The organism is Streptomyces sp. NPDC050416, from assembly GCF_044458845.1.
GTDB lineage: Bacteria > Actinomycetota > Actinomycetes > Streptomycetales > Streptomycetaceae > Streptomyces.
This window is the reverse complement of sequence record NZ_JBITII010000005.1, coordinates 129,582-145,323: the sequence shown is the minus strand read 5'-3', so window position 1 is coordinate 145,323 and position 15,742 is coordinate 129,582. Positions and strand designations below refer to the sequence as shown.

The window sequence follows — 15,742 nt, the reverse complement described above, 5'->3', positions numbered from 1 at the left end:
ATCCCTGCCGCCGCCTTTCACGGCCGCAGCACGACCTGGGGAGACCATGCACCTGAGTGAGAGTGCCCGTGTGGTGTTCGACGTACTGGCCGGGACGGGCACGGCCACCCGCCCCCAGCTGGCGGCCGGTGCGGGCCTTTCCAAGCCGACCGTCTCCTCCGCCGTGGCAGAGCTCGAGGCCGTCGAGCTCGCCGCCCACTCCGGCAGGGCCTCCGGCGGCACCGGCCGCAGCGCCGCGATCTACCGGCTCGGACCGGCCGCCGGCGCCGTGCTCGCGGTCGACCTGGGACCCGCCGTGACCCGGGTGCGCGGCTGCGCCCTGGACGGCACCCTGCTCGCCGAGGGCACCGGCTCCCGCCGGGACGCGGCCGACACCGTCCGCACAGTCCTCGACGCGCTGCCCGCCGGGGCGCCGCTGCGGGCCGTCGTCGTCGCCGTCGGTGACGTCCCCACACGGGACCGCGCCGGGGAGCGGCCCGCGACCGCCAAGGCCGGGCCCGTCTTCGACGCCATGGCCGTCGCCCTGCCCGAGGGCGTCCCCGTCCACCTGGAGAACAACGTCAACTGCGCCGCCCTCGCCGAGCTCCACGAGGGCGCCGCCGTCGGCCGCGACACCTTCGGCTACCTGCGCATCGGCGTCGGCATCGGTCTCGCCGTCGTCATCGGCGGCCGGGTGCTGCGCGGTGCGAACGGAGCCGCCGGTGAGGTGGCCCGGCTGCCCTACCCCTGGGACGACGACCGCGCCCCGCGCCACGAGGGCCTGGAGCAGCGCATGGGCTCGCGCACCCTGCTGCGCCGGGCGGCCGAGGCCTGGCAGGACGGTGACGGGCCCCGCCCGCGCACCGCCGAACGGCTCCTCGCCCTGGCCGGGCAGGGGCACGCCACGGCCGGTGCCGTGGTCGCCTCGCACGCCGCCGACGTGGGCCGGCTCGCCGCCGCCGTCGCCGCCGTACTGGACCCCGGACTGATCGTCCTGGGCGGCGGTACCGGCGCGGATCCGCAGCTCCTGCCCGGAGTACGGGCCGAACTGGCCCGGCTGAGCTGGCCCACCGAGGTGGTCAGCAGCGTGGTGGGCGACACCGGCACGGTGGCGGGTGCCAGCAGGCTCGCGGTCGCCCATGGAATTCAAACCGTGACCGGAGCTGTGCGGGCGAAGCATTGACGGCTGCGCCATCGGTCTGCCAATGTCCGGACAAGCGCTTTCTGAGTCGGCCGGGACGCCGACTCCGGGTGAGCCTCCCGCCCGTACGAGAAGTACGGCAGCCGCACGAGGGCGTGCTTGTGCGACGCCGGCCGTCATGGCCGGGGGACCCCACCCGTCAAGGCGTCGCGGCCGGGCGAGGCCGTGCCCCCGGAAAGCGAATCTTTCCCGCAAACTGCACCCGTGCCGCCTCGGCTGGCGCCGTGCTTCCTCCGCTACGACGAAAAGGGATCGAAGATGACCAGTGTGGGTGTGCGGCGCTCCCGCCGACTCGGCCGCGGCGGCATACGCCGTGTGGTTCCCCTCGCTGCCGTGGCCACGGCAGGTGCCCTTCTGCTCTCCGCCTGCGGGTCGGGGTCCGACTCGGGCGGGACCTCCAAGTCGCTGACGTTCTGGATCTCCACGGTTCCGGGGCAGGACGCGGGCTGGAAGAAGATGGTGGCGCAGTACAAGAAGGAAACCGGCGTCAAGGTCAACCTCGTCAACATCCCCTACGACGGTTACCCGACGAAGCTGCACAACGCCGCGCAGGCGAACTCCCTGCCCGACGTGGCGGCCGTGCCGGCGCTGGACCCGATCTGGGCGAACAAGCTGATCGACCTCAGGTCCATCGCCAACAAGAAGAGCAACAAGATCAACCCCAACTTCCTCGCCAAGGACTCGTCCGGGAAGGTGCTGTCCATCCCCTCGGACGTCACCGCGTCCGGCATGTTCATCAACAAGTCGCTGTTCGAGAAGGCCGGTGTCTCCTTCCCGACCTCGCCCCAGAAGACCTGGACCTGGACCGAATTCATCAAGGCGGCGGACAAGGTCCGGGAGAAGACCGGCGCCAAGTACTCCCTGACCTTCGACCAGTCGCCGTCGCGGCTCCGCGCCATGGTGTACGAGCTCGGCGGGAAGTACGTCCACGCGGACTCCTCCGGCAAGTTCTCGGTGGACGCCGCGACCAGGAAGGCCGTGAAGCGCTTCGTCGGGATGAACGACGACAAGACCATGCCGAAGTCGGTGTGGACCAGCGGCGCCGACCCGTCCGCCATGTTCCAGAGCGGTGACGTGGTCGCCTACTGGTCCGGCGTGTGGCAGGTCCCCGCCTTCGCGGAGAGCATCAAGAAGTTCGACTGGGCGAGCGTCCCGACTCCCGCCGAGCCGGTGCAGGCCAGCGACGTCAACAGCGGCGGCATGACGGTGGGCTTCAACAACAACGCCGCCGCTGCCACCGCCGCGACGAAGTTCCTGACCTGGCTGTACGAGCCGGCGCACTACCAGGAGCTGTGCGAGACGTCCGGCTTCCTGCCGGTCGAGAGCGGCCTGAACCCGAAGTACCCCTTCAAGTCCGAGGCGGCGCAGGCGGCGTTCAAGCTGTACAACGAGTCGATCCCGCTCTACGCCCCGATCTCCGGCTACTTCAACACCGCGCAGACGAAGTGGGTGCTGAAGGGCAAGAGCCTCCCCGAGGACCCGACCAAGACGGAGCTCGGCAAGGCGATCAACGGCCAGCAGTCGTCCGACAAGGCGCTGGACAACATCGTGGACGTCTACAACCAGCAGGTCGGCGGCTGAGCGCAGGCCGGCAGGCCCGGGCGGCGGGGTCGAGACACCGCCGCCCGGCCTCGATGCCCACGTGATGCCGGGCTCATGGCCCGAGCCCACAGGAACCCATTCCACCAGCACGGAGTCAGGAAGATGACCAAACGCGCCCCGGACGTGTCCGCGAGCCCGCCCAGGAGACGCAGCAAGTACACCCTTGCGCCGCTCGTGCTCATCGCGGCCAATGTCGTGCTCTTCGCGCTGTTCTTCGTCTGGCCTGCGGTGATCGGGCTTGTCTACTCCTTCACGAACTACACGGGCGTAGGGGTGTTCCAGTTCGTCGGACTGGACAACTACCAGAACCTGTTCGGGGACTCCACCTTCTACGACGCGCTGACCCGGACGCTGCTGTACGCCGTGCTCTTCGTTCCGCTGAACTTCGTGTTCTCGCTGCTCATCGCCAATGTCGTGGTGAGCAGGCACGCCAAGGGCGCGTCGGTCGCCCGCGTCATCTTCTTCATCCCGTGGCTGCTGTCGCCCATCGTCGTGGGTGTCCTGTGGCGGTGGCTGTTCGGCGAGAACTTCGGACTGGTCAACTACATCATCCACGAGCTCGGCGGGAGCGCCGTGCCCTGGCAGTCGAACGCCGACCTGTCGCTGCTGGTGGTGGTGATGGCGGCGTCCTGGGCCTGGACGGGCTTCTCGATGCTGCTGTTCATCGCGGCGATCAAGAACGTACCGGTGTCGTACTACGAGGCGGCCTCGCTCGACGGCGCCGGTCCGTGGCGCCAGTTCTTCCACATCACGCTGCCGAGCATCGCGCCCACCTCGTTCATCGTCATCCTGCTCAATACGATCAACGCGATGAAGGAATACCCGGTGTTCGTCGCCCTCAACAACGGCGGACCCGGAACGTCGAACAACCTGATGGTCCAGTACATCTATGAGACCGGCTTCAAACGGGGCCAGATCGGCTACGCGAGCGCCGCGTCGTTCGTGCTCATGCTCATCCTGATGGCCGTAGCGATCATCCAGCTGATCGTCAACCGGCGGGTGGAGAACCGATGACAACCACAGACATGCCACGCCCGGTCGACGCCGGATCAGGACGGCCCGTCTCCAAGAAGCGGCCCCGCGGCGCGGCCACCGGTGGGCTCCGGCAGGCGGTGTCCGCGACGACACTGCTGTGGCTGCTGGCCTGCCTCTACGGGCTGCCGGTGCTGTGGTTCATCCTCAGCTCCCTCAAGCCGGCCGGCGACCTGTTCTCCTATCCGCTGACGCTCGTTCCGCACGACCCCACCCTGTCGGGTTTCAAGGCAGCGTGGAACAGCGCCAACTTCTCCCAGTACTTCATCAACACGACCATCGTGTGCGTGATCACGACGATCCTCACGGTGGGTGTCAGCTGCTGCACCGGGTACGCGCTGGCCAAGTACGACAACAAGTGGCTCAAGGTCTTCTTCCTCTGCATCCTGGCCACCACGATGCTGCCGTCCGAGGTCATGCTCGCCCCGGAGTTCCTGGTGGTCCGCGACCTCGGCCTCTACAACTCGTTCGCCGGCATCATCCTCCCGGCCGTCCTCACCGCGACCGGATGCTTCATGTTCCGCCAGTTCTTCCTGACGGTTCCCGACGAACTCGTCGAAGCCGCACGCATCGACGGCGCCCGGGAACTGTCGATCTTCCTGCGGATCATGGTGCCGCTCTCCCGGCCCATCATGCTGACCCTCGCCATCCTGTCCTTCCAGTGGCGGTGGAACGACTACATCTGGCCGCTTCTGATGCTCAACGATCCCAACAAGTTCACCGTGCAGATCGGTATCCAGAGCATCGTCGGGGCGCAGAACATCAACTGGTCGGTCCTGCTCGGCGCGTCGGTCATCTCCATGATCCCGCTGATCGTCGTCTTCCTGGTCTTCCAGCGCTACGTCATGGGCGCCGACATCAATGCCGGACTGAAGGACTGACCTCAGGCATGAAGGGCTGATCGACCCGTGCACCTCCCTCACCAGCGCGGTCCGTTGCACGACCTCCCCGACACCCCGGAGGCGTACGACGCCGTCCTCGCCGACGTCACCGAGCAGGCCCTGGCCCGTATGACGCCGGAGGGCAACCTCGAACACCCGGACTGTGTCGACGACATCGGCGACACGTCCCTCGGCGTGACCTCCCTGCTGGCCCTCGCCTGGCAGCGCACCAAGGATCCCCGCCTGCCGGAGGCGGTGCGCCGCAGCCTCGCCTTCCACCTGGACGAGCGGGTCTACACCGAGGACAACCCGGGCTACCCCAACCTCCGGGTGCGCAACTCCAGCCTGCCGTACGCCCGTTACACCCTGGCGGCCGGAACGCACCCCATCGGCGACTGGCCGAGCACGGTGTGGGCCCTGCTCCAGGCGGTGAACGTGCTGGACGCGGCGGACGGACTCGTCGACGACGCACAGCGCGCCCGGCTGTGCGAGGTGGCGCACGGCTACTGGCGCTGGCTGACGGAAGCGACGTTCTTCAACCCGCAGGAGGCCGGCAACCAGGCGATCGGCTGCGTCGTCGGCGGCCTGATGCTGGCCCCGCACCTGCCGTCCGCCGAGGGCGACCAGGTGCGCCGGAAGGCCCTGCGGCTGTACGAGGACGAGATCCGCGCCCACCGGGTCCACGACCGCGGCGCGCTCCTGCCGCCCGAGCACGGCGGCGCCTACGACAACAACTACGGCCCGATCTCCCTGTCCTTCCTCGCCCAGGCCCACCGGGTCAGCGGCGAGGAGGTCTTCGCCGAGGACGGCGACGCGCTCGCCCGCTACATCGACGCCCGCCTCACCAACGGCGGTTTCGACAACGGCGGCCCGCGCTACAGCGAGCAGCACTCCGCCTTCGAGTCGGTGCTGGGCCTGCGCTACTTCAGCGCCCGCATCGGCTCCGACCTGGGCCGCTACCGGGGCGACAGCCGCTGGGCGCGGCACGCGGTCAAGGCGGACGGCGGCGTGGACGGCCACTTCGCGTGGATGCTGGTCTGGCAGATCCAGGACACCACGCGCTGGCACCGCGCCCCGTCGCCGGCTCCGGCCCGGCACCAACTGCGCGCGGGCACGGTGTCGGTGGCCTTCGACGACCGCATGACCCCGTCGGTCATCGAGGCGGGCGGTACCTACTACCTGGCCGCCGCCGTCAACCGCCAGCACGGCTTCGGCCCCGTCACCGACGGCTTCCTGCTGTGCCGCCCGATGGGCGAGGTCCGCGTCCGTGACGTCCGCGCCGACGGCCTGGCGGCCAAGCTGGTCACCAAGCCCGTCGTCGGCCGCGACCACGTCCTGCGCCATGTGCGTTCCCTTTACGTCACCGACGGCACCAGCCTGTGGACGACCGTGGCCGTGGAGCGCCTCGACGGCACCCCGTACCTGCTGTCAGGCCTGCCGTACGCCGAGGACGACGGCGACCGGGTCCGGCGTACGGCGCACGCGGCCGTGTCCTGCGCCGGCACCCTGCGCCTGACCCACCCCGACGCGGAGGGCACCGAGCACTTCGACGCCCGCGCCGAACTCACCCAAGAACAGGCCGCGTTCGCCCTCGCCGAGGACCCGCGCGGCTACGGCAACCCGGACGAGGGCTGGCGCCACCTGATCAGCTCGACCGCGCTGGAGGCCGGCCCCCTCCGGGACGGGCCGGACGACCTGCATGTCTTCGCGGTCCGCTACGGCTCCGCCGAGCCGTGCGCGGTGTCCGTCGAACGGAGCCGGGAGGGCCTGACGGTACGGACGGACACCTTCACCGCCGTGATCGGGGACCCGGCCGGGGACGCCCGCGCCGAGCCGCGGTTGACCCTGCGCGCGGCCGCCGACTGAGGATCGCGGCGTGTGCCCGACCCGACGGTCCTAGCCGAGCGTGTGACCGCCATTGACCTTGATGCGCTCGCCGGTGACGAAGGATGCCTCCGGTGAGGCGAGGAAAGCGACGGCCGCGGCGATGTCCTCCGGCTCGCCCATGCGCCGCAACGGCACCCCACTCGTATAGGCGGCCAACGATTCAGGGCTGGCTCCGGCGTGCCGCTCGACCGGGATCCAGCCCGGGGCGACGGTGTTCACCGTAATGCCGTACGGGCCGAGGGCCCGGGCCCAGCACTCGGTCAGGCTGTGCTGAGCTGCCTTGGCGGCTACGTAGGAGGACATCTCGGGCTGGAGGCGTTCTGGTGCGTCCGAGCCGATCTGGATGATGCGGCCGCCACCGCGCTTCCGCATGCCCGGCAGGACCGCTTGCATCAGCAGGGTGGGGCTCTTGACGAAGAACGCGAGCTGGGCGAGGTGGTTCTCCCAGGTCACCGCCGTCGGGTCCTGCTCCGGCTGGGGTCCGGTGGCGTTGACGATGAGGGCGGTGACGGGGCCGAGGCGGTCGGTGACCTCCGCGATGAGATCCGCGACGGCGTTTTCCTCCGTCACATCCGCGGCGAACGCCTCGGCCGTCCCTCCGGCCGCCCGGATGTCCGCCACCACGCCGCGGGCCCCCTCACTGCTCGCACGGTAGTTGACGGCGACCGGATGCCCGTTGGCCGCGAGACGGCGAGCGATGACGGCGCCGAGGCCGCGGGAGGCCCCCGTGACCAAGGCGGTGCCGGTGCCGGCTGCGCGTGTCATGTCCCCAGAATAGGCAGAGGGAACACCAGGATTGAGGGGGAGGGGCCGTGACAAGAGCGCTACGACCACGAGCCCTTCGCGCTCACTCGCGGTCGCGCACCACCAGGTCCGCTCGCTCCCGCGTCGCCGCGACCAGTGCGGCGTTGGGCTGGTCCGAGCGCAGCACCCAGGCCACCGCCTCGTCGTGACTCTTGCCGAACTCCTCGTGCCGGGCCACCAGCCGGCGCATGCGCTCGTCCTCGTCGAGCTCGCAGAACCACACCTCGTCCAGCTCGGCCCGGACCCGCCGCCACGCGCCCGTGTCCAGCAACAGGTAGTTCCCCTCCGTCACGACGAGCCGGGCCGCCGGCGGCACCGGGATCGCCCCCGCGACCGGCTGCTCCAGGACGCGTTCGAAGCCGGGCGCGTACACCACGTCGTCCGTCTCCACCCGCAGCCGCCGCAACAGCGCCGCATACCCGGCCGCGTCGAAGGTGTCCGGCGCGCCCTTGCGGTCGCGGCGGCCGAGCCGTTCCAGTTCGGCGTCGGCGAGATGGAAGCCGTCCATGGGGACGTGCGCCACCCACGGGTCGCCGGATCCGTTCAGTTCCCGTACCAGTCGCTCGGCGAGCGTCGACTTGCCCGCGCCGGGGCTGCCGGCGATACCGAGGATCGCGCGCCGGCCTTCCCGGGGCAGGGCCCGGGCGCGGCGGACGAGGTCGTCGAAGGTCAGCGGCACACAGCAGAGTGTGTCACCCCTCAGAGTGTGGCGTGCGCCACTCACTGGACATCGCCGGCCGGGGAACCGGACCTGTATGACGCAGCTCGGTCTCCCGGAAGACATCCACGCCTGCCTCTTCGACCTCGACGGTGTCGTCACCAAGACGGCCGTCGTGCACGCGGCCGCCTGGAAGGAGATGTTCGACGCGTTCCTGCGCGAGCGCGACGGCGCGGACTTCCGGCCGTTCGACGCGTCCGACTACGACGAGTACGTCGACGGCCGGCCACGCGCCGACGGCGTGCGCACCTTCCTCGCGTCCCGCGGCATCGACCTGCCAGACGGCGACCCCGACGACCCACCCGGCGCGCAGACCGTGCACGGGCTCGGCAACCGCAAGAACGAGCTGGTCCTGGAGAAGATCCGCACCGAAGGCGTCGAGGCCTACGACGGCACCCTGCGCTACCTGGAGGCGGTCCGCGCCCACGGACTGAGCACCGCGATCGTCTCCTCCAGCGCCAACTGCCGCGACGTGCTGCGCTCGATCGGCGCCGAGCACTTCTTCGACGTCCGCATCGACGGCGTGGTGGCCGCCGAGCGCGAGCTGCCCGGCAAACCGCACCCCGACACGTTCCTGGCCGCCGCCGAGGACCTCGGCATCGAACCGGCCGAAGCCGCCGTCTTCGAGGACGCCCTGGCCGGCATGGACGCGGGCCGCGCGGGCCGGTTCGGATACGTCGTCGGTGTCGACCGCGTGGGACAGACCGACGCGCTGTACGCACACGGCGCCGACGTCGTGGTGAAGGACCTCGCCGAACTGGGGGACACGCAGTGATCGCACAGCGGGCGTACACCGTCGAACCCTGGACGGTGCGCGAGACGGAGCTCAACCTCGACCTGCTGGCCCAGAGCGAGTCCGTGTTCGCCCTGTCCAACGGCCACGTCGGCTGGCGCGGCAACCTCGACGAGGGCGAACCGCACGGCCTGCCCGGCTCCTACCTCAACGGCGTCCACGAACTGCACCCGCTGCCCTACGCCGAGGCCGGATACGGCTACCCCGAGTCCGGCCAGACCTCCATCAACGTCACCAACGGCAAGGTGCTGCGCCTCCTGGTCGACGACGAGCCGTTCGACCTGCGCTACGGGCGGCTCGTCACCCACGAGCGGACCCTGGACCTGCGGCGCGGCGTGCTGGAACGGGTCTGCGAGTGGACCTCCCCGGCCGGCTCGACGATCCGGGTGCGCTCCACGCGGCTGGTCTCGCTGACCCAGCGGGCGATCGCCGCCGTGGCGTACGAGGTGGAGCCCGTCGACAGCCGTACCCGCGTGGTCGTCCAGTCGGAGCTGGTCGCCAACGAGAGCCTGCCCGAGCCGGACGGCGACCCGCGCGCGGCACGGGCGCTGAAGTCGCCGCTGGAACCGGAGGAGGACCTCGCCTCGGGCAGCAGGCTGCGCCTGGTCCACCGCACCCGGCGCAGCGGCCTGCGCGTCGCCGTGGCCGCCGACCACCTCGTCACCGGCCCCGAACAGACCACGACCAGCAGCGAGAGCAACGTGGACGTGGCCCGGCTGACCATCACCTCCGTCCTGGAACCGGGGGAGCGGCTGCGGGTGGAGAAGCTCGTCGCGCACGGCTGGTCCAGCGCACGCTCCCGGCCCGCGATGAGCGACCAGGTCGAGGCGGCCCTCGCGGCGGCCGCGCACAGCGGCTGGTGGGGACTCCTGAAGGACCAGCGGGCCTACCTCGACGACTTCTGGGCGCGCGCCGACGTCGAGGTCGACGGCGACGAGGAGATCCAGCAGGCCGTCCGCTTCGCCCTCTTCCACGTCCTGCAGGCCGGCGCCCGCGCCGAACAGCGCGCCATCCCCGCCAAGGGACTCACCGGCTCCGGCTACGACGGCCACGCCTTCTGGGACACCGAGGCCTTCGTGCTGCCGGTGCTGACCTACACCGCGCCGAAAGCCGCCGCCGAGGCCCTGCGCTGGCGCCTCGACACCCTGCCCGCCGCCCGGGAGCGCGCGGCCCAGCTCGGCCTGCGCGGCGCCGCGTTCCCCTGGCGGACCATCGAGGGCTCGGAAGGCTCCGCGTACTGGCCGGCCGGCACCGCCGCCTTCCACGTCGGCGCCGACATCGCGGACGCCGTCGTGCGGTACGTGGCGGCCACCGGCGACGAGGAGTTCGAGCGCGAGGTCGGTGTGGAGCTGCTGGTGGAGACCGCCCGCCTGTGGCGCTCCCTCGGACACCACGACGACCGGGGCGTCTTCCACATCGACGGCGTCACCGGACCGGACGAGTACAGCGCGATCGCCGACGACAACACGTACACCAACCTCATGGCCCGGGCGAACCTGCTGGCCGCCGCCGACGCCTGCAAACGCCACCCCGACGAGGCGGCCCGGCTCGGCGCCGACGAGGAGGAGCGGGCCGCATGGCGGGACGCCGCCGAGGCCGTGCACGTCCCCTGCAACGAGGAGCTCGGCGTGCACGAACAGCACGCCGGCTTCACCCGCTACCAGCGCTGGGACTTCGACCGCACCGGCCCCGACCAGTACCCGCTGATGCTGCACTTCCCGTACTTCGACCTGTACCGCAAGCAGGTGATCAAGCAGGCGGACCTGGTGCTGGCGATGTACACCTGCGGCAGCTTCTTCGAGGAGTACTTCGACGAGGAGCAGATCGCCCGCAACTTCGCCTACTACGAGCCGCTGACCGTACGGGACTCCTCCCTTTCGGCCTGCGTCCAGGCCGTCATGGCCGCCCGGACCGGCCATCTGGACCTGGCCTGCGCCTACACGGCCGAGGCCGCCCTGATGGACCTCGGGGACCTGGAGCACAACACCCGCGACGGACTGCACATCGCCTCGCTGGCCGGCACCTGGATGGCGCTGGTCGCCGGGTTCGGCGGCATGCGGTGCGCCGACGGTGGTCTGCGGTTCACGCCGCGCCTGCCCGAGAGGTACAGCCGGCTGGCCTTCTCGGTGCAGTTCCTCGGCCGGTGCCTGCGGGTGGAGCTGACCGCCGGTCAGGCCACGTACACCCTGCGCTCGGGTCCGCCCTTGACGATCCGCCATCACGGCACCGAGGTGACGGTGCGTGAGGACGCCCCCGTCACCCGCCCGGTCCCGCCGGCGCCCCGGCGTCCGGCCCCGAGCCAGCCGCCGCACCGCGCCCCGAACACCCGCTGACCTCCGGATCGCGTCAGGCACTTGGCCGAATTCCGGTCTGCACGTCCCCACCCCGCGGGTTAGCTTGGCCATGTTTTCCGATCATCGAACCTCCGCCTTCGGCCCGCGGGCCGTGGAGGTCGCAGCCGGCCTACGCGCGTAGGGGTAAGGGGTGGACGATGTCCGACGGAGCGAACGCCATTCTCGTTCGCAGACGAAGACGCACACAGACGGCCGCGTCGGGCACCAGCCGCAAGAGCCGCGTCGACGGACCGCTCGCCGCGGTGGCCGCCGTCTTCACCGTCGCGCAACTCGTCCTCGTCCGGCCGGTCCTCGGCCTCGGCTGGGACGAGATCGTCTACGTCAGCCAGGTCACCTCCCACACCCCGGCGGCCTTCTTCAGCGCGCCGCGCTCCCGGGGCGTCTCCCTGCTCGTGGCACCGATCGCGTCCTGGTCGTCGTCGACGCCGCTGTTGCGCGTCTACCTCGCCCTGCTGTCCGGCCTCGCCCTCTACCTGGCCCTGCGTGCCTGGCGCGGCCTGTTCCCGACCCGGGTCCTGGTCGCCGGCGGCGCCCTCTTCGCCTCCCTGTGGGTGACCCTCTTCTACGGTCCGCAGGCCATGCCCAACTACTGGGTCGCGATCGGCGCACTGATCACCGTGGGCTGCTTCCTGCGGGCCCGGGCGCAACCCTCCGCCCGGGCGGCACTGTGGGGTATCGCGGCGGGCGCCGCACTCATGGCGTGGATGCGGCCCACCGACGCGGTCTGGGTGACCGTGCCGCTGCTCGTCCTCGTCCTGGTGCGCCGCCACTGGCGGCTCCTCCTCGCACTCGTGGCAGGCCTCGCGGCCGGCGCCGTCGAATGGGTGATCGAGGCCTACGTCGGCCACGGCGGTCTCGGACAGCGGCTGTCCGACGCCTCCCGCATCCAGGGCGGGCTGGGCTGGCAGATCGCCGTCGACGACCAGCTGCGCAGCCTGGGCGGGCGGGCCCTGTGCAGGCCGTGCACCGTGCCGATGCCCAACCCCGTGGTCACCGTCTGGTGGTTCGCCCTGCCCGTCCTCGCCGGCGTCGGCCTGCTCGTCGCGGCCCGGGCCCGGCGCCTGGGACGGACCCTGATCCCCCTGGCCTGCGCCGCCACGGCCGCACTGCCGTACCTGTTCATGATCGGCTACGCGGCGCCCCGCTTCCTCCAGCCGGCCTACGCGCTGCTCGCGCTCCCGGTCGCCGACGCCCTGTGGCACCTGGTCAGAACCCCGGGCGGGAAGTGGCGGCCGGTGGCCGCCACGCTGGTCGCGCTCGGCCTGGCCGGCCATCTGGCGGTGCAGATCGCCGTCCTGGAAGGCGCCGTTTCCCGCAACACCGAGAGCCGGCGCGACTGGGACCGCACCGCCGGCGAGCTGCACCGCCTCGGCGTCCGCCCGCCCTGCCTGCTCACCGGTCACGAGGCCATCCCGATCGGCTACTACACCGGCTGCTCCTCGGGCGCGACGGCCGGCCACAACGAGAACACCACGGTGGCGGACGTCCTGCGCACCGCGCAGCGTCTCCCGGTCGCCCACATCACACCGGCCGGCGGCACCCCGCCCCGCTACGCCCGCACCTGGCCCGTCCACCGGATCTCGGACCTGGACGTTCGCGTCGCACCGCCGGCGCCGGGGAACAGCGGCCACTGAGGCCTCAACTCGCGTTTCCCGCTCGCGTGGTCCAGGTAGGAGTCGGGAGACGAGGGTCACGACGAGGGGGGAACACCATGACGGGGATCGACCACGAGGGTCGGCTGGGGGAGGGGTTCTTCACACCGGGCTCCTCGTCCTTCACCGAGTTCCTGGCGGCCCACCGTCCGGAACTGCTGGGCACCCGCCGGATCCTCCCGGACGGCGTCCGCGCCGAGGGCGCCCCGCACGGCACGACCGTGCTGGCCCTCACCTTCGGCGACGGCGTACTGATCGCGGGCGACCGGCGGGCGACGATGGGCAACCTGATCGCCCAGCGGGACCTGGAGAAGGTGCACCCCGCCGACGACCACACCGCCGTGGCCTTCGCCGGTTCCGTCGGGCTCGCCCTCGACCTGGTGAAGCTCTACCAGGTCGAGCTGACGCACTTCGAGAAGGTCGAGGGCATCCCCATGACCCTCGCCGCGAAGGCCACCCGGCTGGCCACGATGATCCGGGGCAATCTGGGCCAGGCCATGCAGGGCCTCGCCGTCGTCCCGCTGCTCGCCGGCTACGACCCCGCGGCTCCCGAGGGCGGGCGCGGCCGCATCTTCGGCTTCGACGTCGCCGGCGGCCGTTACGAGAAGTTCGGCTTCCACGCCGAGGGTTCCGGATCGCCGTATGCCCGGGGCGCGTTGAAGAAGCTGTTCCGCCCCGGCCTGACCAGGCGCGAGGCCGCCCTTGCCGCGCTCCAGGCGCTCTACGACGCGGCCGACGACGACTCCGCGACCGGCGGCCCGGACCTCACCCGCCGTATCTATCCCGTCGTGTCCGTCATCACCGAGGACGGCTTCGAGCGGCTGCCGGAGACGGAGACGGAGGAGCTCAGCCGCGAGATGGTCGAGCAGCGCCGCGGCCGGCCGGACGGACCGAACGCCGCGGTGTGAGACCCCGGCCGCGGGGCGCCCGGCTCGACGGAGCCTTCGGTCCCGGGAGTTTCCGGTCCCGCGGAGTTTTCGGTTCCATGGACAAGACCTGTCGCGGCCTTTACTGCACATGGATTGCAGGTACTGGAGGATGGCGCGAGGCTGTTCCCCGCAGCCGTCCGTCCGACAGAAAGACCATGCTCCCGATGACGGCCGCCCCTGAGTCCACTCCACCCCTCCCCGCCCCGGCTGCGGCCCAGCGCACGGCCCGGCGCCGCGTCCGTACCTCCATGACGCGGCAGGAGTGGACCAGGGCCGGGGGGATGGCCGCCGTCATCGTGGCCCTGCATGTGATCGGCTGGGTCACCCTCGTCGCGATCGTCGTCCCCGAGCACCGCGCCATCGGCACGCAGACCTTCGGCGTCGGCATCGGCGTCACGGCGTACACGCTCGGCATGCGGCACGCCTTCGACGCGGACCACATCGCCGCAATCGACAACACCACCCGCAAGCTGATGGGCGAGGGGCAGCGGCCGCTGTCGGTCGGCTTCTGGTTCTCCCTCGGCCACTCCAGCGTCGTCTTCGTCCTGGCCTTCCTGCTCACCCTCGGCGTGAAGACCCTGGCCGGACCGGTCCGCGACGGCGGCTCCTCGCTGCACGACGTCACCGGGCTGATCGGCACGACCGTCTCCGGGACGTTCCTCTACCTCATCGCGGCCGTCAACCTCGTCATCCTCGCCGGCATCTGGAAGGTCTTCCGCCGGATGCGCTCGGGCCACTACGACGAGGCCGCCCTGGAGGAACAGCTGAACAACCGCGGCTTCATGAACCGGCTGCTGGGCCGCGTCATGAAGTCGGTCTCCAAGCCCGGGCACATGTACCCGCTGGGCCTCCTCTTCGGCCTCGGCTTCGACACCGCCACCGAGATCGCCCTGCTCGTGCTGGCCGGCTCCGGTGCCGCGTCCGGTCTGCCCTGGTACGCGATCTTGTGCCTGCCCGTCCTCTTCGCCGCCGGGATGTGCCTCCTCGACACCATCGACGGCTCGTTCATGAACTTCGCCTACGGCTGGGCCTTCTCCAAGCCGGTCCGCAAGGTCTACTACAACCTCACGATCACCGGCCTGTCCGTCGCCGTGGCCCTGCTCATCGGGACCGTCGAACTCCTCGGTCTGCTCGTGACGGGGCTCGGCCTGCACGGCCCCTTCTGGGACTGGATCTCCGGCCTCGACCTCAACGTCCTCGGCTACGTCGTCGTGGCGCTGTTCGTCGCCACGTGGGTCGTGGCGCTGCTGGTGTGGAGGCTCGGGCGCATCGAAGACAAGTGGACGGGTGGCCTGGCCCGGCCGGGGCGGGAAGGTTAGAGCCCGCGTAACGGGAAACGCGGAACGGGCACATGAGACGAACGAGTCGACGCAGCGCGACAGGGAGGCAGAAGTGATGGGCACGGAACCGATGCGCCCCGAGCCGATGGCGGACGACGCGTACCAGCCCACCGGGAGCAACGAGGAGCAGGAGGACGCCGCGCCTCTGGACCTCCAGGACGCCGTCGACGAACGGACCTACGACGACACGCTCGACGAGGGCTACTCCCCGCCGGAGAAGCCGCTCGGCGTCACCAAGCGCGGCACGACCGCCGCCGAGCAGCACGAGGGCGAGACGCTCGACGACCGCCTCTCCCAGGAGGTCCCCGACGTGTCCGCCGAGCCCGTCGGGGACGGCGTGGGCGACACCCCTGACGGCGACGGCGAGCCGGTCGACCCCGAGGCGGGCAGCGCCCGTGCGGGCCGCCTGGTCGCCCCTGACGAGGGTGCCCACCCGGACACGACGAAGGAGACCGTCGCGACGGACGTCGGCATCGACGGGGGTGCGGCCGGTGCGGAGGAGGCGGCGGTCCACGTGGTGGAGGACGACAGCGTCCTCCCGGAGGACGACGGCAGGGCGTGACCTCCGGC

General features: G+C 71.1%; 13 protein-coding genes. 11 read left to right on the top strand and 2 right to left on the bottom strand.

The genetic code is table 11. The annotated features are described in order from the left end of the window. Positions 1-46: 46 nt before the first annotated feature. The 5 genes from ACIBL4_RS17300 (at position 47) to ACIBL4_RS17280 (ending at position 6,561) form a co-directional block, all read left to right on the top strand. Positions 47-1,162, top strand: a complete 1,116-nt coding sequence (locus ACIBL4_RS17300) for an ROK family protein (RefSeq protein WP_399410806.1) — start codon at positions 47-49, stop codon at positions 1,160-1,162. A 276-nt stretch (positions 1,163-1,438) separates the two neighbouring features. Further along, positions 1,439-2,761, top strand: a complete 1,323-nt coding sequence (locus ACIBL4_RS17295) for an extracellular solute-binding protein (protein ID WP_399410804.1) — start codon at positions 1,439-1,441, stop codon at positions 2,759-2,761. Positions 2,762-2,884: 123 nt separating this feature from the next. Further along, positions 2,885-3,796 (top strand): carbohydrate ABC transporter permease, encoded by a 912-nt coding sequence (locus ACIBL4_RS17290; RefSeq protein ID WP_399410802.1) that lies wholly within the window; start codon positions 2,885-2,887, stop codon positions 3,794-3,796. Next, entirely contained in the window at positions 3,793-4,695 is a 903-nt protein-coding gene (locus ACIBL4_RS17285; RefSeq protein WP_399410800.1) for a carbohydrate ABC transporter permease, read from the top strand. The genes ACIBL4_RS17290 and ACIBL4_RS17285 overlap by 4 nt, the downstream gene beginning before the upstream one ends. 27 nt (positions 4,696-4,722) lie before the next feature. Beyond that, positions 4,723-6,561, top strand: a complete 1,839-nt coding sequence (locus ACIBL4_RS17280; protein WP_399410798.1) for a hypothetical protein — start codon at positions 4,723-4,725, stop codon at positions 6,559-6,561. Between the two features lie 30 nt (positions 6,562-6,591). Here ACIBL4_RS17280 and ACIBL4_RS17275 read toward each other — a convergent pair whose 3' ends face one another. Both ACIBL4_RS17275 and ACIBL4_RS17270 read right to left on the bottom strand, forming a co-directional pair. Continuing rightward, positions 6,592-7,347 carry an SDR family oxidoreductase gene (locus tag ACIBL4_RS17275; RefSeq protein ID WP_399410796.1) on the bottom strand — a complete coding sequence of 252 codons (756 nt, stop codon included), beginning with the start codon at positions 7,345-7,347 and terminating at the stop codon, positions 6,592-6,594. A gap of 82 nt (positions 7,348-7,429) precedes the next feature. After that, positions 7,430-8,065, bottom strand: coding sequence for a nucleoside/nucleotide kinase family protein (locus ACIBL4_RS17270; RefSeq protein ID WP_399410794.1), 636 nt, complete (start codon positions 8,063-8,065; stop codon positions 7,430-7,432). 76 nt (positions 8,066-8,141) lie between these two features. On the opposite strand from ACIBL4_RS17270, the gene ACIBL4_RS17265 reads away from it, so the two are divergent. The 6 genes from ACIBL4_RS17265 (at position 8,142) to ACIBL4_RS17240 (ending at position 15,734) form a co-directional block, all read left to right on the top strand. After that, positions 8,142-8,879: an HAD family hydrolase gene (locus ACIBL4_RS17265; protein WP_399410792.1), complete on the top strand. Its 738-nt coding sequence runs from the start codon at positions 8,142-8,144 to the stop codon at positions 8,877-8,879. Continuing rightward, complete coding sequence (locus tag ACIBL4_RS17260) at positions 8,876-11,230, top strand: glycoside hydrolase family 65 protein (protein ID WP_399410790.1); 2,355 nt, start codon at positions 8,876-8,878, stop codon at positions 11,228-11,230. Before ACIBL4_RS17265 ends, ACIBL4_RS17260 begins: the two co-directional genes overlap by 4 nt. Before the next feature lie 158 nt (positions 11,231-11,388). After that, positions 11,389-12,885, top strand: coding sequence for a hypothetical protein (locus ACIBL4_RS17255; protein ID WP_399410788.1), 1,497 nt, complete (start codon positions 11,389-11,391; stop codon positions 12,883-12,885). A gap of 77 nt (positions 12,886-12,962) precedes the next feature. Next, positions 12,963-13,811, top strand: coding sequence for a proteasome subunit beta (prcB, locus tag ACIBL4_RS17250; protein WP_399410786.1), 849 nt, complete (start codon positions 12,963-12,965; stop codon positions 13,809-13,811). Positions 13,812-13,996: 185 nt separating this feature from the next. After that, a complete protein-coding gene (locus ACIBL4_RS17245; RefSeq protein ID WP_399410784.1) occupies positions 13,997-15,151 on the top strand; it encodes a HoxN/HupN/NixA family nickel/cobalt transporter in 1,155 nt (384 codons plus the stop codon). 91 nt (positions 15,152-15,242) lie between these two features. Continuing rightward, the gene (locus tag ACIBL4_RS17240) at positions 15,243-15,734 is read left to right on the top strand and encodes a DUF5709 domain-containing protein (protein WP_399411559.1); all 492 of its coding nucleotides are present in this window, start codon (positions 15,243-15,245) and stop codon (positions 15,732-15,734) included. Positions 15,735-15,742: the final 8 nt, after the last annotated feature.